Genomic DNA, 18,325 nt, shown 5'->3' with positions numbered 1-18,325 from the left:
CTGCGCGGCAGCTAACCCAGCTTGAACATCGCGTTGGCGATAAGCGCGATGCCCAGCATCAAACACCCGACGCGCTCGCTGCCTCGTCTGGCCGAACAGAAGTGCAGGTTCCAGGCCCAGACCCCCAGCGGATTTCAACCCGGCGATTGGCCGTCCGCCCGCTCGTTGTTTCATCAGCGTTTACGGGCTGGCTGGCGGCGAGTCCCTGAATGGCCACGCACTCGTCAGCGATTCCCGCCATGCGCTGCAACCAGTCGCGCACAGCGGCGGCCCGGGCCAAAGACAGGCGCTGATTGACGTGCGCATCGCCCGATGCGTCGGTGTGGCCAGAGATCATGATCAGCCTGCCCGGCTGGGCCGCAAGGCGCGCCAGCGCGCCAATAAGCGCTTTGGTCGAGTCGGGCCCCAGCTCAGCGCTGCCGGCCGCGAATATCGTCAGCGTCGCCACATGAGCAGAAACCGCCGGCGCATCTGCGGCCAGCGGAAAAACGCTGCTCAATTCATACCCGCTGCGCTGCCCAACCCAGACACTGCCCCACGCCCCTAACCCGAGGATGCAGAGCGCGCCAGCCACTGCAAAAAACCGCGGCAGGCGCGAAGCCTCCGGTTGAAAGCGCATCGGCGACACACCGTCACGAACCGGCGGCGAAGGCGCCGCGAGCATCTGTCGCTGCCCACGGTGTATGGCGCTGCGCACCAATTGGCGCAGGCTGTGCAGCGCCACCACGGGAAGCCGTAGCTGGCTGTCCAGGCGCTCATGAAAATTGCCCAGTGCAGTTTCCAGCTCGGCCAGCAGCGGCAAGTCGTGGGCGTGAAAATTCCCACCGCGCAGCGGCCCCTGCAACTGAGTGAACACCCAGGTAAAAATCTCCAGTTTCGCCTGACTGCCAGGGGGCCAGGCGCGCGCACTGTGCAGGCGCACCACGCCATCCATCAGCGCCACACCTTCAAGCGTCCCCGCGACACCGAAGCGCTGACTGCGCGCCAATGCCATGCACGCCATCGTCTGAAGGTCGACACCGTTGCGTTGCAACAACGCCGTGCATAACCGCTCAACCTCCGCCCAGTTCACATCAGGGCGCGCCGGATGGTTGAGCTTGTTCAGCTCCTCGCGCAGCCTGCCGAATTCGGCGCAGGCATGAGGGTCGCCGCCCAGGCGCAGCGCGATGTCCGAGAGCGTCGCGTCCACTTCTCTCATTGCAGCGCCGCAAAGTGCTGCTTCAAGTGCCGCAGCACCACTTTCCCCTCTGGCGCCAGCTCCGTACCAAAGGTGGCGTGCTGGCCCGATTTCAACCGCACATCCAACGCGTAATCGAGATGCCCGGGGCGACTGGCCGGCAGCAAACGCATGACCACAGTGTCCAGGCGCGGCTCGTACTTGATCAACATCGCCTGCAATCGCCCCACCATGGCATGCGCCGTGCCGGTCACGCCGTGTAGAACCCGGTCCAGATCCGGAACGCCATAGTCCGGCAGGTGGCTGAGCGTTCCGGCGCGGCTGTTGAGCAGGCGCTGCACGTTATCGAGTACGGAAAGAATCACTTGGTCCTGCTCGCGCACCCGGTCCAGCGCCAACTCACCGGAAAAGTTTTGCAGCAGCAGCTCGTACAACGAAGGCCCCAGTTCGTCCACCGTCAGTCCTCCACCGATGCGTGCTGCTTTTTGTTGCGGGCCGCTTCGGCCAAAAAAAGAGTGTTGTCCGCCAACTCAACGATGCGGGCGCGGTCGGGATCCAGCTCATCGCGCGGCACGAGCAAACGCCACGAGTTCTGCGCCAGATCGGGTTGCCGATACAACGCCACAACCGCGACGTAACGCGCCTCGTTGTGCAGAGGCACGCTCAGTTGCGCGCCGCCTCCCGGCTTGATCACCACTGCCTGCTCGTCCACCAGGTCCGCGCTCAACGCCGAAGCGGCGGCGGTTACCAGCCGGTCGTAGCTCGCCTGTTCGAACGCGCGGCTATCGCGCAACTGGTAAATGCGCACCAGCGTCGCCACCGACAACGCATTCATCTCGGCGGAATCGGTGTTTAACGAGGCCCGGCCGGTGAAGTCCAAACGCAGGGTTTTCACCTGTTTGTAAAACACGGCTTTGGCCGTCGAGGTCGTGCCGTCGCCTACTGTTTGCACAAGCCCGCAGCCCCCCAGCGCCAGACTGATGACCAGTAAAACAGCGCGGCTAAAATCGGTAGGCAACATGCGTGCTCTCCCGCTTCAAGGGGTTGCCGTGCAGGCCTTGATACCGGCCCAGACTCACGGTAATCCGCGCCTCGCTATCAGCGCCGCTATCCAGCCGCGCTGTCATCCCAAGGCGCAGCGGTGTTTTGCCCAGCACTGGCTCAGGCAGGCAATTAAGCGGCGCCGACAACTGCAGCGTGGCGCAGCAGCGCCAGCCCAGATAAACGCGCAGCAACACCATCAAGTCCCGCAGCTGCTGTCCACCCGGCAGCCAGGCACAGGTCTGGGAAAGGTCTTGGGTGACCAGCGTCAGCAACACTTCGCTGTTCACGTCGGTACCCACACCTCCCAACACCACGCTCTGGCTCAGGCTCGGCCGCTGTTGAGCGCAAAGCACCGCGGCCGCTGCGAGCGGCACACGTCGCGGCCAATGAGGCGTTACCCCCACGCCAGTGCCGGGCGCCAGCAGGGTAACCAGCGCCTGCATGCCTTCGGCGTTGCGCGTCGGCAAGCTCATGACGCCAAGCAACGCTAGGAAGCGCGACACCGGCGTGCCGATGCGCTCGGCGGTGCCGGGAATGCCCAGTCCAACCAGGCCTAGCAAACATTGCGAGGTGGCATCGACGCCGCCCGGCTCAAAGGTCGCCGGGTAGGAGTACTTGCGCCAGATTCGGTAAAACTGGGTAAAAATCCGGTGGTTGAACACATCGAGAAACCCTTCAAGGGCCTCGTGCCCCTCCCGTCGTTGCGTTATGTCATCCAGATAAGCCGCCGGCATGGGCGAGTCGACGCCATACAGCCCCATCAACCGCGTACGAACGGTTGCCGGCGCCAGCGGACGGCGCTGGTCAAACTCGATACCCTTGAGCTCCCCGGCCGGAAAACCCATCCCCGGATCGGGCCGAAAACGCACCGCGTCATCGGCCGGGTTTGCTGTGCTGCCCAGCGGCGGATGGCCAGGCATCGCCAGCTCCAGCATCTGGCACAGGCGATACAAGCTGGCTTCGGCGACGCGACCTTGCAGGGCCGGCAGCAAACCGCTGCGTTTCAGCCGGGAATACGCAGACTGTGGTTCTCGTTCCATCGCAGGCACTTACCGGTGGGTTGAAGGATCAGCGTGAGCTGGTTGAACAGATGAACGTCGGCATACAGCGCGAAGAACCGGCTGAGCAATTCGCCGAATAGATGGATGTCGCCGTCGCCGCAAAAACCCCCGGCATCCAGCGTTACTTCGATGTCCACGCCACGCAGCAGAAAACCGCGTTCAAAGCGCTGGATCAGGTGATGACGCACCTCGACTATCGCCCCCAGTCGCCTTCGGTTCAGTTCGCTTTGGCTCCAGTCATACAGCGCCAGCGTGCCGCGCAGCACTTCGGCGCTGTCGAGCATCGACAAAAAGTTAGAGCCCAGATGGCTCAGCACGCGCCAATGAAAGCGGTCACGGTTCGGCGGATAACACGGCTGCGTGGGCGCACATAAATTGCGCGCGCGAATGGGCGTCTGGGTGGTTTGTACGACCGTATCGAGCAAGGCGCTTTGCAAGGCTTTGCGCGGCAGTTGCCCATTGGTGCCGGTCAAGCGCATCGACAGACTGCCCTGCTCATCCCGGCAATCAGTGGCAAACCCCTCGCCGCCCAGAATCAGCCAGGTATCGTGCAGCCCGTTCGCGCCGCGCTTGAGACGGGTGTGGAAAAAGCGCTCCGGCGCTTCGTCCCGCAGCATGCCGCCCTTGTGCCTGAAACTGGTAAACGGCACGTACGCGCGGTGTTCTGCATCGCGGGAGGAACTCACCTCGTCCACCGAATAAATCTCGGTATGGCCGTCCTGCAGCCGCATCGGCCGCAGCAGGTAGTCGCTTTGCAGCGGCGCCAGCGACAGCGGATCGGCCTCCAGGGCAAACAGGTTGATGACCGGCACGCAATGCAGACGCAGGTGCTCGGCATTGAGCGCGAATTGTTGCGGCCACTGCTCAGCCAGCACGACATCCAATTCAAACCCGCGCACGCTGGCGGCGAGCGTCAGTTGCTCCAGACCGCAGAGGGTCACGAACATGAATTTTTCGCGGAAACTGAAGTACTCAAGCAGCAGCTGGTAGCCACTGAACGAAGCATCGCCTTTAGGCCATAGGCGGTCGGAAGCGCCAAACCCTTTGGGCTTGAAATGCACATCCAGCGCCGTGCGATCCGTTTGCCCCGCTAGCCGCACATACACCGTTTGCGCGTGCAAGGTCAGCGCCTGATGCAGCGCGCAGGCAAGCGGCGAGTCGGCATTCAGATACACCGGCAAGCGGCTCAGATCGACTTGCGTCCAGTCCGCCAACGCCCCGCAGCTGAATCGCAGCCGCAGAACAGAACGGCCATCGGCCTCATGCCCCAGGCGCAGCGACTCCAGCGCAATCGGCTGCAAGGCAACGGGCTCGGTCGTGGTATAGCGGCAGCGCGTGCGTTGCGGCCCCACCGGCCGCGACAACACTTCAAAGCCGCGCGCGATGGTTTCGCTGCTCGCCATCTGCGCCACGTCCGGCGCCAGTTCCACCACCGACAGGGACGGAATGGTGCGCAAGTAATGCGGCCATAACAGACTGACCAGCCCCTCGGTCATTTCCGGCAAGTCGTCGTCGATCTTTTCGCGCAGGCGCCCCATTAGAAAGGCGAACCCTTCAAACAGCCGCTCCACGTAAGGATCGCGCGCGCCCGGTTTATCCAGATTGAGATGCGCGGCACGATCAGGGAACGCGTCGGCGAACTCCTTGCCGGCCTCACGCAGGTAACGCATTTCAGCGTCGAAATAGTGCAGGGTCAGGTTATCCATTTCGCTCGCGGGTCCCCCAGAAAAATCAGCCACACAACACCGCCGCGCGCAGTGGATCGATGGCTACCAGCGAGGCCAGCAGCGCGTCCATCCGCGAGCGTTGCGCCGCCTTGTCGGCTGTGGCTTGAGCGCCCCGTCCGCGGAGCAGTTTGAGCAGCCGCACCTTGACCTCGAATGCCAACTCGGGCTCCCACTCCACCAAGGCAAGTGCCTGGGCTCGGCGATCCAGTTCATCGAGCAAATGAATGGCTAATTCACTCTTGCCGCATTGCTCGGTGATTCGTGCCATCAGCAAACGCAGAAGCCAGCGCTGGCGACCGCTCTGTATGCCGGGGCGCGCCGCCAGCCACGCGAGTGCGGCGTCCACCCCGTCGCTGTCGGCTTGCGCCAGTGCCTCGTTTTCCCACTCCAGAATGTCATCTGTAACCGCCGCTACGGGTGTTGCTGGCGACAGCCATTGCCCTGGCGCCTGGCGTACATGCTGAGTGATCCATGCGCTGGTTGTGGCATCTGCGAAGGGCGACCCGTCGCTCCAGCACAACGTTTCCAAGCCCGGTACGCGATCAAGAAAAAGCGCCAGATCGCTTCGCACAACGTCGCCCCACGCATGCTGCGGCGCCGGTTGTTTGTCGAGCGCCTGGTGCACGTACCACTGCAGGTCGAGCCAGAAATGGTTAACGCCCTCGGCGTACACCCGCTCGGCCAGTTCCAGCAGTTCGCCCCAGCTTTGCTGCACGTACAGCCGACGCAGCTGTGCGCGGTAATCGGCACGCGGCGGTGCCAGGCGGGTATTCCCGGCAGCCCCCAGGGGCGGCGCCTGCTGCACCGTGTCCCAGCGCAGGCTTTTCATCAGCCGGTGGGCAGCCAGCCAGCCAGATGGCTGCGCGCGCAGGTAACCCGCCAGCATGCGGCCATGCTCAAGAAGATCGCGGCCGGATTGAATGGCAGTCGCCGGCACGCTGCGCTCATCAGCGGCGCTGTGCTGCGGCACCAGCGCATCAACGCCACCCGCCTGCGACAGGCGTTGCGCCAGCGCGGCATACAAGCCATCCAGACACGGACGCTGCTCGGGCGGCCAACTGCCAAGGCTTTGCTCCAGCCAGACCAGGGCTGCGACCGTGCGCTGCGCATCCGGCTTGGCCACTTCCGGATACAACGACAGACTCGCCAACACCTTCGCTCCGGCCAGCCACTCCACTGCCAACTTTTGCCCGCTGGGCCTTGCCGGCAACAATTGATTTGCGAACCGATCCACCAGAGCGGCCAACAGGTTCAGACCGTCGGCCAAACCCGCCTCGCCGTCTTGATGCAAACGAGCCCAGACGTAATAAGTGGCCACGCGCAAATCCTTGCAGCAGGTGGTGAGCACCGATTGGGCCAGGCTCGCGACGCGCGCTGCATTGGCGCCCGACAGCTTGTCCACCTCCTCGCGCATCTGCTGATAGTCATCGTGGTAGCCAGGGTCTGTGCCGACCGGCGGGTTGTGTTCCAACGGCAGCAACCAGGGCGCCCATTGCGCGGCCTGCTGCCGTGCCATCGCCAGCCCATCCACCTGCTCCAGGCAGTTGTCCACAAGGGTCTGCAAGGTCATAGCCGCTCCTGTCCGTCATCAGCGACCGCGCGCGTTGGAAGAAAAATATCCGTCGGCAGACGAAACCCGCGCAGACGCAACAACGCCAACGGCCCGGCATGTAACTCGGTGCGCAGGTGCCAGGTCAGCATCGAGCCATCAGGGGTCGCAACTTGCAGGCGGTAGCGGCTCTCGCTGTCATCCAGCGCAGTAGCCTGGGCACGTTCAAGCAGACGGATCAGGCCCCATGGCCCCTGAAAATCACCAAACAAGCGCTCGCCGCTATGGGTACTTGTCCACGTCACACTCGCGCCGGGATATTCGCCGCTGCCCGGCCATGTGAAGCGATGCCAGCTTTCCTTCTGGTTGAAGTAATGCAGTCGCTGGCCGTCGAGAATGAACAGGGTTTGCGCGACGTCCTGCACCGGTTTGGCCAACAGTTCAAAACTCAGCCCCATGCCACCGTCGGTGAACAACACGTCGGCCAATTCGCTGAGTTGCTCAACCGCATCGAGAAACGCCGGATTGAAAGACAGGCCCTGGCTATGGCGCGGATCGACCACCCAGCGCGTGCCCTCCTTGCGCAGGACGCCGGCCAACTGCTGCTGCAAAAATTGCTCGATGCGCCCCGAGTCGGCACGAATCATCTGCCCCAGCATTGGCAACGATGCGGTGTTGGTGGTGGCGGCGAAGGGATAACGGCCGGTGAATGACTTATCCCACAGGTCGACAATCGTCCGCTGCCACTGCCGATTGAGCGCACTGGCTGAAGGCTCCAGCACCTGTTGCCACGCCTGTTCCAAGGGCTGCACAAACAACGTCTGGCCGACGCCCGCCCACTCGGCGCCGAGGCTGGCGGCCAGAAGATTGCCGTAGGCACGCGTATCGGTGAGGTCTACACCCTTGCCTTGAAACACGGTTTGCGCCAAGGCTTGCGTCATGTGCTGCGGATCTTGGGCGGCGCTGATCTGTTGCAACGTCAGCCGCACCCGCGTTACCCGATTCAGAAATGCGTGAATGCTCAACGACTGCCCAGCCCCAGGCTCATCCTCGTTGCCCAGCAGTTTCAGCAGCGGACCAAACGTCGCATGCAGCGGCCCATCGGCACCGGGCAAGTGTTGATTGATGGCCGCCGCCGGTGTGTTCGCGAGAAGCTTTTGCGCCGAGTCGATCAGCGTATCGGTCAACGCCGACGTCCGCCCACCCGCCTGTCCCTGGAAGGCCAATGCATTGAGCAGCGCAATCAAGGGCGACTGGCGCACATCACTCATCAACGTCAGTTGATCAATCACGTCCGCCAGGCTGCTCGCGCGTTGCCACTGCAGGCTATTGAGAAACCTCAGCCAGGCGCTGCTGTAGTCCTGAAAGTAACGTGCGGTGAGACGCTGTTTCAGCTGCTGCGGCGTCAACTCGGGCATCAGTTCGGCGGGTGATTCGCTCAGCACCCAATCCACTTTTTCGCGGCGCGCCTCAGCGGCCTGTTCAATCGCCTGACGCACCTGGCCCTCCCAGGCCTGGCGGGTAAACTCCCCCGGCACCGTCACTGCACTTGCAAACAACGGCTGGGCATCCGCCTCGCTGGTCAGTTGCTCCACCCCCAGGGCTGGATAGTTATTGGCCGCCTCATCCAGCACCTGCTGATACAGATTGGACTCCGCGTTGCGCTGCCCCAATTGGCCCAGCAACACCTGACGCACCTGCGCGATCAGGCGCCGGTCAGGCTCGATGCGCCAGTGCGGGTACGTCGCCAATTGCGTCGCATAAAACCTCAGCAAACTGGCCGACAATCCTTGCCAATGGTCCGGCTGTACGTCGTGGTGCCCTGGTATTGCAAGCGCCAACGTGGCGGCAAGAAAGTCAGCTTCGCTGCGCTCCGGACGCGCCATCATCAAGTACGCTTTGAGCTGGTCGTAAGCTTGAGCCGCACGGGCTGATCGCTCCGGACTCTGCGGCGCCAAAGCCAGCAGCGCCGTCATCTGCCGATGCAGGCTGGCGGCCAGCGGATCGCGCAGCAGGCGGTTATTGGCTTCGACATAACGCGGCCAGAGCGCTGCGAGCAAATCGGCGTTTCGGCTCAAGCCCCAGCGCTGCTGCCACGGCACGCCATCGGCCGAGCGCTGGCGCAAGCGCGCCAACTCCCGCACCATTTCGTGCAGCGCAAGCAGTTGCTCATCCCCTCCTTGCGCCTGCTGCATCATCGTCAAGGTGTGCTGTGCCTGAGCGACCATCAGCCGGTTGCTGACAAACGACAGCAGCAACCCAACGCTCCACACGCAGGCCACTGACATTAGCGACGCATACAACACCCGTGGCGCGTTCCAGCCCAGCCGGCGCCCGCGCGCCCGATCACCCAGCACGCCCGCCCAGGCTGGCGAAAAAGCCCAGGTACGCTGATGGCTGGTCGGTGCACGCCCATGCGCTAGCGGACTGAACCAAATTCCACGCAGCGCCACTGCCGGATTGCGGCGATCAAACGACGGCACCAACGCCTGAGCCCAGCGCGTGACGCCTTCGGCTTGTAAATCGCGCGCAAGGCGCCAGAGAAAATCGTCTGACGGCAGGTTTTGCATCTGCGCCAAACCAAGCCGTCGCAACGGCGGCAGCACCTCACGCAAACAGGCCTGAAACTGCACAGCATCTGCTCGAGCGGGAAGCACGCGCCCCACCGTTTGTTGTGGCCGTTGCGCCTGCTCCCACTCGGTAGCACTGAGCTGCCACAGATGCAGCGGCGCTTGCCATCGCAGCGTTCGCATCACGCGCTGTAAAAGGCGCGTGCCGGTTGCGACAAAATCGGCCGTGTCACGCTGACCTTCGCTTAGTACCCAAATAAACCCATCCACAGGCCGCCAGGCCCGCAATGCGCGCCAGCGTTCCAAGCGTTCCAAGCGTTCCAAGCGTTCCGGCTCGACCGGACTTTGCGATGAACCGATCCACAGCAGCACCGTGTTCTGGTCATGCAGCCACAGCTTTTCAGCCAGGCCTGGCACCAGCGACTCGACCTGCTCAGGCTCGCCGAGCACCCACAACAGACGCACGCGCCGACGCCAAAACACGCCGAATTGTTCGCGCATGGCGGAGGCGATTTCCTCCCCAGGCCCATCGACCGGAAGCGGGCTCTGCCGGCGCCACCACACCGTTTGCATGGCGGCGCTCCAATGCCCGATGTGACCGTGGATAATCAGCCATGCCACGACGGCGAAAATGGCCAGTCCCGCCGCAACCAGTGCGAGGGTCGGAATCGCACGCTGCCAATCGATTTCATCCGCCGGGGCTGCGGAGTAAAGCCACCAGAGCAGCGCCGTCAGTGCCACCACCAGCACGGCGGCCAGCACCAGCAACGCAACCGGTTGCCACCTGAAAGAACGTGACGACTCAGACTGGTTCATGGGGCTTCACCACGCCAAGCGCGACGCTGTGCGTCGGGTCACTGGCCAGCCATGAACACGGCACGTCGTTGCACTGCGTATACCAACAGGCCAGCGTCAACGCGACCATCGCTTCCATATCGCCGAGCGCGCCGAAGTTGGCATCCTGTAAATGCTTGGTAAGGTCCCAGTCGGGGGCCTGCTCGTCGTGCAATTGCGGTTGGCTGAATGTGATGCAGGCTTGGGCAGGTTGTTGCAGTTCTGCCTGCTCCAGGGCACGCCTGCTCACATCGACTAACCGTTCGGCGCCGAGGGTCAGCCATTCGCCTCGCTGCAGGCGCGGCCCCCCGCTCGGGCCCAGCAGCCAAAGCAATGCCGCTTCGCCAGCGTTAGGGATGACGTCCAGCGATACACACGCGACGCAGAGAATGCGCGACTGCTGCGGGGCGTTTTGCAGGGCATCAATAGCCTCGTTCAGACTCTCGATCCCCCGCCACTGCTGCGGCTCGTCGGGCAGTCGCACCTGCGGCGCGAGCTCCGCGCAAAACGCCCGCCAGACTGAGGGCGCCCCTAACCAGTAACAGCGCATTAAATCACCGACCTCCGGCGCCGGGTTTTGCTCTTGCCAGCGCATGACCAGCAACCGAGCAAGCTGCATCTCGCGTTCGGCGCGCTGAACGCCGCGCACCAACGGCGACCGAATCGGTGCCGGCGCGCGCACCGCGTTGTGGGGCGGTAAATAAGTGAACGTAAAAAGCGCCGCCGCCGTTTCGACAGCGCTACAGGCCGGGCTGACCAGCACCGATTCGATCATCGACACCTGCTCACGGTGCTCCCGCCACCAGCGCCGCTGCACCTGCTCAGCGAACTGCGCATAGCGCTCGGCATTGGCTCGATTGGCATGGTGGTAAATCATCCGCAGCAACAGAGCCAACAGCCAGGACGCCAGCACAACCACAACACCACCCGCCGCCTGACGTGGCTCAACAAACGGCCCAACCTGCACGGCCGCCACACTGGCGAGGCAAAGCAATACGGCGCCGGCCATAAACCAGCGCCCATAGGCCGGACGGGCATTCAGTGGATAAGGATTAAAATGCGGCATCGTTTTCAAAGCCCGGCCTGCCTGCTTGAGCCGGGGCTTGAGGCTGCACGAACTTGCCGGCTACGAGGCGGCCGAGCATCGTGCAATCCGATTTTTGAAAGCGCTAAGAACCCCATGATTTTCCCGCCTGACGGGCAGGTATTTAACTGGGACATGAGGCAGGCTCCGGCAGGTGAAGCGGCGTTTTAATGGGGTATTCGGGGTTGCCGTAGTGGTAGCAGGAGGTGGTGACTTGTAACTCGTCGCATGGGAGAAAGTGGACTGTAATGCCGCAGGTTTTGTGGCCGGTGTAATCAGGGACTGCAACGTTTTTTGAGAGTTGGCGCTTTTGCGCTTTGATTTTTTTTGACCATTCCAAATATTTCGGCCAATCGCCAAATCCTGGAAAGTCCTTCGTGCTGCCCTGTCCGGTTTCCCAATCGACACGTACTGTCATACCTGGCGGCCAGTGCTCGGGAGCGAAATACCCCCCGCCGCCACCGCCACCTTGGTACGGGCCGATTACGTCAATCGCTGGATGCCCGTCGACGCTGAAGCGATTGATCGCCCAATGGGTGTGGTTAATTCCATAAATGAGGTCCGCCCGAACCTCCCCGCCACATAGCCCCAATGCGACGAGGCAGAGACTTCGCCAGAAGCCGCACAAATGGTGCGTTTGGCTAACGTGCCTAAGCCGCGTCATGGTCCACCTCCCCGTGGGTCAAGGCGCGTTCGGCTAGCCATTTATCGGTGCGCACTCGTTGGATCTCGGCCCAGCGCTCACTGATTTTCGCGGTCGGCGTCTGATAGGCAAACAGTTCGCGCATCTCCTGCTCGTTGAGCGCGATTTCTCGTCTGCTGGCATCCCCGAAAAACACCATGCGTTCGCGGAAAAAGCTGCCAAACGGCTCGCGTTTCCAGGAGTAAAGAAACCAGGCGCGCGAGTCATGTACATGCTCATCGAACAGAGCACGCAACAGCCCTACCGGGCTCGACGCGTTGCGGTTTTCGTCGACCTTGCCACGGCGGTGGTCATCAATGTGGCTATTGAAGCCGTCAGGCGGCGGAAATAGCTCCCTGACTCGCGCCCGACCAGCCGCCTTCAGTTGGCGGCACTCCACACCGACGTCGACGTGGTAATTTTCGAACACATCCGGCGAGCCGATTGCGGCCGGCACGACTCGGTCAATTCGGGAGGCCAGATGATTGAGGTCGCGAAAAGCTTCGCCGAACTCATTAGCCGCTTCGCGCAACTGAGTTTTCCCCAAGTCGGGATCGAAGTCTTTCGGGCCGGGAGGTAAAGGCTTGGGCGCCTGGCCTCGACGTTCCAGTTCCTGTTGCACGACACGCTCGGCGTCTACTGCTTGCTGTTTTTTGTTGCGGGCGGCTTTGGCAGCGTTCCGCACAACGAGATCAGCATGGGTGTCGCTCGCCTGGTTATAGAAGCTTGTGTGCTCCATGCTGAAGAAGGCGTAACGATCGATGCGCCAGGCGGTTAGCCAGCTGAGGTGAGCTTTTAGGGCCTGCTCAAGGAATACCGTCGCAACGATGGGACGATAGTCCGAATGTTTTTCCTGCGGTGACTGCTGGACTAGCGAAAGTCCAGCAGTCACGTGGTGCCAGGCGTTAAAGCGACTGACCAAGGCAGGGTCAAGAGCGAACTCACTAACTGCCGATAGGCGCATAACTCGCCAGGTTTCGTTCCGCATCGATTGAGTCAACGCGTCTTCGGGGACCTTTAAGGGCGCGCCATTTTCAAAAGCGTCGGCGTAAAGATCGTGCAAGACGACTTGCGATAACAGCAAGCCGTCACTGGTTTTATTCGCCTTGCCTTGATCTCCCGGCGGGTAACCACCACCGACGTCTGAATGCACCCCGGGGTAAACCACCTCTTGGCTATTTACAGGATATCCGCCACTAGGTCGGCGTATAGAATCCAGCGGAAAACACAACCGCTGTTCGTGGCCTGCCACCAAGTGCAAACAACGTTTAACGAGATTATTCCCCCCAGGTAACTGCTGATTTTTGTCGGCCCAACTCATATGGCCATCGGCCCCGGGCATCATTTCCGCCATGCCTACCGAGGCAACGGTGTCCAGGAGGCCCAGATACTGCACCCGGACGGGAAGGCGCAGGTCATCCACTTGTAACGCAGGCTGCGTTCGCTCGGTATGGCTGAGCAATTCGTTAAGCCACGTAACGAATGCTCGTGCTGCCGCAGCGCCTCGTGAAAAGCCGTACACATACAACTTAATGCCCACAAGTTTCGGCTTGCCCGCAAAGGGATGAAGCACCGCCGGCCCCAAAAGCGGGACCAACAAGCGAAGCTGACGATCAAACTCCCGAGTCCGACTTCGACGTGCAGCAATGCCCAACGTCGACCCCATTGCATCAATAGAAGCCTTGAGGGTCACCCCATCGAGCCTGGACAACCCTAACTCTCGACGCAGCGCATCGATAATCATCAGGAGTCCCCAGTTGATGCGCTCTTCGCCATGACGGGCAAAGGCCAGCCCGAGATCTGAATAGTCCAGGTCCCCGACCTCTGGAAAGGGTGTGCCAACGCCAGGCATATAGTATTTGTAATATTGCCCCTGCCCTGAACCAGGTGGGTCGAGCAAGCCCTCAGCGTTAGAGGCACCGCCTACATAGCCGTGTCCAATCGTGGCGCGAAATAGCCGCGCAATATTGGTGGGATGAGGAACGTCTGCCACAAACAAATCGTTAAAAAGATTGTTTCCGGTACCATCAAAAAACAAGCTGATGTGCAGCGTTTTGCAACAAGGCGGAGCTACGCGCAGGCCTGCAGCTTCTGAAAGAGCGCCGTGGTAATCACGCTCCATATCGCCTTGACGATGAATGTTCCAAACGACTTGTTCCGGCCGACTGGGCAATCGACCTTGCGCTGGGAATTCCGGCGGATACCACACCGGAGCGCGGGTCATTGAGGACATGACGTCGGCTCCGGCAGATGAAGCGGCGTCTTGATTGGGTATTCGGGATTGCCATAGTCGTAGCAGGATGTGCTGACTTGCAATTCATCGCACGGGAGAAAATGGACGGTGATGCCGCAGGTTTTTTCACCGGTGTAATTAGGCACCGACACAAACTTAGTAAGCCGGCGATCCTGCGCCTGCATCTTTTCTTTCCATGCGAGATATTTCGCTTCATCGGCAAAGCCGGGGAATCCCTTAGAACCCCCCAACCCAGTTTCCCAATCCACGCGCACCGCCATTCCAGGCTTCCATCGATTTGGGACCATATATCCCCAGCCGCCACCTCCCCCCTGGTATGGGTCAATACCGTCCATGGCCGGGCGCCCATCAACGCTAAAGCGGTTAATCGCCCAATGCGTGTGGTTAATGCCATTGATGCTTCCTGCCCAGCCGCTTTCGGCCAGCAGAGCCAGCGTTAGCGCAGCGCAAGAAGAGGCGAACAAATTCGTTGAGCGCCAGCGATGCGGGCGCTTTATTAGAGAAGTCATGAGCGGTGTTCCTTGAGCACATAGCGAACGCGAGATCGGCCTTTTGGGAAGATCGAAAGCAGGGCGATCTGGCCGCTTGCATAGGCATTTAGAAATACGGTCGCCGACGAGCGTTTCACTGCGGGCATGACGTCGGCTCCGGCAGATGAAGCGGCGTTTTAATGGGGTATTCGGGGTTGCCGTAGTGGTAGCAGGATGTGCTGACTTGTAATTCGTCGCAGGGCAGAAAGTGGATGGTGATGCCGCACACCTTTTGACCGGTGTAATCGGGTACGGGGACCAGCTTGCTCAGCTGACGGTTATGGGCCTCCATTTTTTCCACCCAAGCTTCATATATTGGCCAATCGGCGAACCCAGGAAAGCCCTCAGATCCGCCAACTCCGGTTTCCCAATCCACGCGCACTGTCATTCCAGGCGACCAATGCTGGGGAGCGAAATACCCTCCACCACCGCCGCCCCCTTGGTATGGGCTAATACCGTCAATCGCTGGATGGCCGTCGACACTGAAGCGATTAATGGCCCAATGGGTGTGGTTAATTCCATAAATAAGGTCCGCCCAGCTGGTTTCGGTAACAACAGCCAGGGTTAGTCCACAGTAAAAAACCACGGCTAAACGCCGAACTCCGACGTGCAAAGAGCGCCGAATCACCACGGTCATACGCCACCTTCTTTGTGCAAAAAATCAAGAGCAAACGCATCCCGCTGCGTGGACAGAATCAGGCCAACGCGGGTTGCTTCCAGCATGGCGACGTAGCAGGTCTGAAACCGGTGTTCGAGACTGAAATCAGCGGGAAACGCAGCCAACGGATCCTGTGTAAGCACAACGGCGTCGCTGGCGCAGGCGAGTGTTTCCAGTTGCGCGTCGGTTAGTTCGGCTATGTCGAGTTCGTCGCTGTATATGGGCGGCTCATCGAGCCCTTCCATTTGCTGGTGCGCACCATCCCGGTCGAGCCAATACCAGCTCACGGCTGGGCTAAGCAGCGGTTGCTGTTGAGCAGGCGTTAGCACGTGGCTGAAGAGCAGCGGGAAGAGGCGTGGGTCGTAGAACCGGAGGATGCCCGTCTGCCCGCCGTTGCACGCTTCCAGGCAGCGACTGAGGTACGAGCCAAGCGCTTGCAGACCCCACCTCGATACCAGCGCGACCATGCAGGTGCGCGGATCACGCTCAGCCATCAGCGCGCTGAGCCACAGTCGAATCAGGGGCGCATCGCGGTCTACTTGAATGAGCAGCGGCGCCAAATGAACCGCGTCTTCCTCAGGCAATCCCGCAAACAATGAATGGCAGGAAACGATGCTGAAAACGCCTGGCACCAGAGGCGCTTCGTTAATGGCCTGATCGATGATCAGGTACAACGCGGTGTTAGGTTGCGCGGCGCAGCACTGCTGTAGATCGTCGAGCCATGCCGCCAGCGATTCAGGCGTCATGGTTGCTGCCCCCGTGTCAGGAAACCAACGGAAGCGGCCGCCGCCTTGCGTATACAGTCTTCGCACACGAAGGTCGGCAATACGGGCAGCGGGAACGCCTGGGCGTCTGGCGTATGGAAATGATGCTGGCCTTTCAACGTCAGCTTGCCGGTGCTGTACAGCTCAACCTCGCCCTGTGCCGTGATGCGAATAAAGCCGCCGCCGCAGCCAAGGGTAATGCCGTTTTTGGCGGTAATTTGCATGTGACCTTGCGTGGTCTGCACGGTGAGATCGCGCTTGGCAATGATGTCGAGCACGCCATTGTGTGAGGCCATGGTCAGGGGGCCATCACCGGAGACCAGGCGCATTCCTTGCTGTTGGGCAACCAGCGAAATCGCCTGCCCGGCATGCACGCTCAGGCGCTGCGCTGCGGCCAAATTGATCTCATCCTGGCTTTGCAGATACAAGGCGCCGCCGCTTTTCAACAGCAGGCTAGCCGGCGTGACGGCGCTTATTCCTTGTGGAGCACTGAGTACGATGGCTGGGCCTTTAAGGCCTTTAGCATTGGCGTGCAGTTGCCGCAGGTCATTGAGCGAGGGTTGCAAGCAGTTATGCGCGGCGGCCACTTTCTGGCAATGCAGCAGTTGCTGTTCAGCACCTTCCAGCATCGCTGTGGCCGCCTGCATGGCGAGCACCTGGCCGCCGGCAACGCGCTGCTCGTCCGTGCTGATAAACAAGCCCTTCCCCGCCCGAATCGCGCCCCAGCCGTCGGTGCGCAATTCAAACCCTTCGCCGCGTTTGTGCCGGTCGCTATCGACAAGGTGGCCGAGGTTGAGTTGGCTTTTGCCGCTGTGCTCGGTGCTGAGCTTTATGTGCTCCTCACCCCGACTGTCGTCGAGCCGCAGTTTGTTGTTGGCAGGGGTGCGCAGCACGTTGCGCTTGTGGTTGCGCAGGGTGACGTGGTCGGCGTGCTCGCTGTCGTGCAGTGCATAGGCGATGTAGGGACGGTCGGGATCGCCTTGCTCGAAGGCAACCGCCACCTCGGTGCCGGCCAGCAACGGCAGATGCAGGCCGTGGGCAGCACCGGCATAGGGACGCGCAAGGCGCAGCCACAAACTTTCACCGCCGGCCGGCCACGTGCCGCGATCAAACAGGAAGCTGACTTTGTAGCGGCCATCTAGGTTGATATGGCTATAGGCATCATTGCTTTTGCGGCTGGTGATGCGGGCCGGCACCGTGCCCGCGATTTGCGGCTTTTGTGCAAGCGCCGGGCGGAAGCAGTACTGCTGCGAAAAAGGGATCGCGTTGAATTCCGCCGTCAGGCTGCAATCACGCGCGGCTGTGGTGATGAGTTCGGTAAGCACGGCGCCTGAGGAAAACGCCTGAGGCGCCCCATCACCGACTTTAAGCACTTGCCCTGGCGCCAAGCTGGCGCTGCTGCTGATACCGCTGAGCTTCGTTTGAAGATTCAGAAAGCGCTCATGCCTGAGCCGGGCGAAAAAGTGGCCACTCTCGCTGTCGCGGTTGTCCCGTTCGGCTAACGCTTCACCCATCGCACGATACGGTTCGCCAAATCGATAGGCGTCGCCGTAGGTGTTTTTAACGCTCGGATCGCCAGAGAACGCTCCGTTCAAGTCAGCGTTAGCATTGAGGGCGTTATAGCTGCGCACGCTGACCTGGCGTTCCACCACAGCGTGCTCGGACTGCAACCGCCAAACTCCATCCTGCCCACTGCTGGCGGTTCCCGATGGCGGCCGGTAGGGCAGTTCGATGCCAAATCGATAGGCGCGCTGATCATCGTGAAACTCGACCACTTCAATACCCAGGCGGTCGTCGCTGGCGAAGCGATACCAAATTCCCACCTCTGCCAGCAGCCTGGCGATAAACGCCAGGTCGCTTTCTCCGTATTGCATCACCTGATCGCGCTTGGGGTAGTCACGGTGCAAGGCGAAATACAGGTCCTGGCCGCGAAAGCCATGGTGGTCACGCAGGACGCTCTCGACGATTTCCGGCACGGACTGCTGTTGAAATAGGCGGTACTGCTGGCCGCGCGCCAACAGGGCGAGCCGTGGTTCCAAAATCACTTCGTAAATGGCCTGGTCATCGGACCCGGCCAAGCGCTTGAAGCCGGTGATTACCCCATACACGCTGCGTAGCGGCTTGACGGATTCGGCATCGCCCATCGGTAACAGCTGACGGTTCGGCGGTGCGTGCAGGCTAAAGCTGCCTTCCTGCCCAAGCATTTTCTGCGCAGCGATGTCCTGTTCGGTAGAAGTGAATTCGATGCGATAGACGAAAGGCTTGCTCAGCGCCTCCTCACCTCGAAATGCCAATACGTCAACCGGAATATCGACACTGCGAACCGTGAGCCGGTGGCGGCTGTGATCGAAAAACGGAACAGTGGAATTACTGGCCATGCACATCCCTCAA

The 18,325-nt window shown here is 61.3% G+C and carries 14 protein-coding genes; all 14 read right to left on the bottom strand.

The window, feature by feature from the left end:
• Window positions 1-58: 58 nt before the first annotated feature.
• The 14 genes from ACZZZU_RS18595 to ACZZZU_RS18530 all read right to left on the bottom strand — a co-directional run bounded on the left by ACZZZU_RS18595 (window position 59) and on the right by ACZZZU_RS18530 (window position 18,312).
• Window positions 59-1,189, bottom strand: coding sequence for an OmpA family protein (locus ACZZZU_RS18595; RefSeq protein ID WP_463551453.1), 1,131 nt, complete (start codon window positions 1,187-1,189; stop codon window positions 59-61).
• Between the two features lie 5 nt (window positions 1,190-1,194).
• Window positions 1,195-1,632: a type VI secretion system baseplate subunit TssE gene (gene tssE / locus ACZZZU_RS18590; RefSeq protein WP_463551452.1), complete on the bottom strand. Its 438-nt coding sequence runs from the start codon at window positions 1,630-1,632 to the stop codon at window positions 1,195-1,197.
• A 2-nt stretch (window positions 1,633-1,634) separates the two neighbouring features.
• Window positions 1,635-2,198: a type VI secretion system lipoprotein TssJ gene (gene tssJ / locus ACZZZU_RS18585; protein WP_463551451.1), complete on the bottom strand. Its 564-nt coding sequence runs from the start codon at window positions 2,196-2,198 to the stop codon at window positions 1,635-1,637.
• Complete coding sequence (gene tssG, locus ACZZZU_RS18580) at window positions 2,179-3,261, bottom strand: type VI secretion system baseplate subunit TssG (RefSeq protein ID WP_463551450.1); 1,083 nt, start codon at window positions 3,259-3,261, stop codon at window positions 2,179-2,181. Before tssG ends, tssJ begins: the two co-directional genes overlap by 20 nt.
• Complete coding sequence (tssF, locus tag ACZZZU_RS18575; RefSeq protein WP_463551449.1) at window positions 3,225-4,988, bottom strand: type VI secretion system baseplate subunit TssF; 1,764 nt, start codon at window positions 4,986-4,988, stop codon at window positions 3,225-3,227. Before tssF ends, tssG begins: the two co-directional genes overlap by 37 nt.
• Window positions 4,989-5,013: 25 nt before the next feature.
• Window positions 5,014-6,579, bottom strand: coding sequence for a type VI secretion system protein TssA (gene tssA / locus ACZZZU_RS18570; protein WP_463551448.1), 1,566 nt, complete (start codon window positions 6,577-6,579; stop codon window positions 5,014-5,016).
• Window positions 6,576-9,944 carry an ImcF-related family protein gene (locus ACZZZU_RS18565; RefSeq protein WP_463551447.1) on the bottom strand — a complete coding sequence of 1,123 codons (3,369 nt, stop codon included), beginning with the start codon at window positions 9,942-9,944 and terminating at the stop codon, window positions 6,576-6,578. The genes tssA and ACZZZU_RS18565 overlap by 4 nt, the downstream gene beginning before the upstream one ends.
• Window positions 9,931-11,037: a hypothetical protein gene (locus ACZZZU_RS18560; protein WP_463551446.1), complete on the bottom strand. Its 1,107-nt coding sequence runs from the start codon at window positions 11,035-11,037 to the stop codon at window positions 9,931-9,933. The genes ACZZZU_RS18565 and ACZZZU_RS18560 overlap by 14 nt, the downstream gene beginning before the upstream one ends.
• A gap of 133 nt (window positions 11,038-11,170) precedes the next feature.
• Window positions 11,171-11,710 (bottom strand): DUF3304 domain-containing protein, encoded by a 540-nt coding sequence (locus tag ACZZZU_RS18555; protein ID WP_463551445.1) that lies wholly within the window; start codon window positions 11,708-11,710, stop codon window positions 11,171-11,173.
• On the bottom strand, window positions 11,697-13,961 hold the full coding sequence (locus ACZZZU_RS18550; RefSeq protein ID WP_463551444.1) for a T6SS phospholipase effector Tle1-like catalytic domain-containing protein: 2,265 nt from the start codon (window positions 13,959-13,961) through the stop codon (window positions 11,697-11,699). The genes ACZZZU_RS18555 and ACZZZU_RS18550 overlap by 14 nt, the downstream gene beginning before the upstream one ends.
• Window positions 13,949-14,491 carry a DUF3304 domain-containing protein gene (locus ACZZZU_RS18545; RefSeq protein WP_463551443.1) on the bottom strand — a complete coding sequence of 181 codons (543 nt, stop codon included), beginning with the start codon at window positions 14,489-14,491 and terminating at the stop codon, window positions 13,949-13,951. The genes ACZZZU_RS18550 and ACZZZU_RS18545 overlap by 13 nt, the downstream gene beginning before the upstream one ends.
• A 115-nt stretch (window positions 14,492-14,606) precedes the next feature.
• A complete protein-coding gene (locus ACZZZU_RS18540; RefSeq protein ID WP_463551442.1) occupies window positions 14,607-15,149 on the bottom strand; it encodes a DUF3304 domain-containing protein in 543 nt (180 codons plus the stop codon).
• On the bottom strand, window positions 15,146-15,916 hold the full coding sequence (locus ACZZZU_RS18535) for a DUF4123 domain-containing protein (RefSeq protein WP_463551441.1): 771 nt from the start codon (window positions 15,914-15,916) through the stop codon (window positions 15,146-15,148). Before ACZZZU_RS18535 ends, ACZZZU_RS18540 begins: the two co-directional genes overlap by 4 nt.
• The gene (locus ACZZZU_RS18530) at window positions 15,913-18,312 is read right to left on the bottom strand and encodes a type VI secretion system Vgr family protein (RefSeq protein ID WP_463551440.1); all 2,400 of its coding nucleotides are present in this window, start codon (window positions 18,310-18,312) and stop codon (window positions 15,913-15,915) included. The genes ACZZZU_RS18535 and ACZZZU_RS18530 overlap by 4 nt, the downstream gene beginning before the upstream one ends.
• Window positions 18,313-18,325: the final 13 nt, after the last annotated feature.

Source organism: Pseudomonas sp. AC136 (assembly GCF_979258585.1).
Note: the sequence above shows the minus strand (reverse complement) of the source record. Positions and strands in the feature narration are given on the sequence as shown.

Excerpts from the sequence above, each read along its gene's own strand:
- tssJ (WP_463551451.1), bottom strand. The coding sequence starts at position 2,198 with ATGTTGCCTACCGATTTTAGCCGCGCTGTTTTACTGGTCATCAGTCTG.
- ACZZZU_RS18565 (WP_463551447.1), bottom strand. The coding sequence starts at position 9,944 with ATGAACCAGTCTGAGTCGTCACGTTCTTTCAGGTGGCAACCGGTTGCG.
- ACZZZU_RS18555 (WP_463551445.1), bottom strand. The coding sequence starts at position 11,710 with ATGACGCGGCTTAGGCACGTTAGCCAAACGCACCATTTGTGCGGCTTC.
- ACZZZU_RS18540 (WP_463551442.1), bottom strand. The coding sequence starts at position 15,149 with ATGACCGTGGTGATTCGGCGCTCTTTGCACGTCGGAGTTCGGCGTTTA.
- ACZZZU_RS18530 (WP_463551440.1), bottom strand. The coding sequence starts at position 18,312 with ATGGCCAGTAATTCCACTGTTCCGTTTTTCGATCACAGCCGCCACCGG.
- ACZZZU_RS18550 (WP_463551444.1), bottom strand. The coding sequence starts at position 13,961 with ATGTCCTCAATGACCCGCGCTCCGGTGTGGTATCCGCCGGAATTCCCA.
- tssA (WP_463551448.1), bottom strand. The coding sequence starts at position 6,579 with ATGACCTTGCAGACCCTTGTGGACAACTGCCTGGAGCAGGTGGATGGG.
- tssG (WP_463551450.1), bottom strand. The coding sequence starts at position 3,261 with ATGGAACGAGAACCACAGTCTGCGTATTCCCGGCTGAAACGCAGCGGT.
- tssF (WP_463551449.1), bottom strand. The coding sequence starts at position 4,988 with ATGGATAACCTGACCCTGCACTATTTCGACGCTGAAATGCGTTACCTG.
- ACZZZU_RS18535 (WP_463551441.1), bottom strand. The coding sequence starts at position 15,916 with ATGACGCCTGAATCGCTGGCGGCATGGCTCGACGATCTACAGCAGTGC.
- ACZZZU_RS18545 (WP_463551443.1), bottom strand. The coding sequence starts at position 14,491 with ATGACTTCTCTAATAAAGCGCCCGCATCGCTGGCGCTCAACGAATTTG.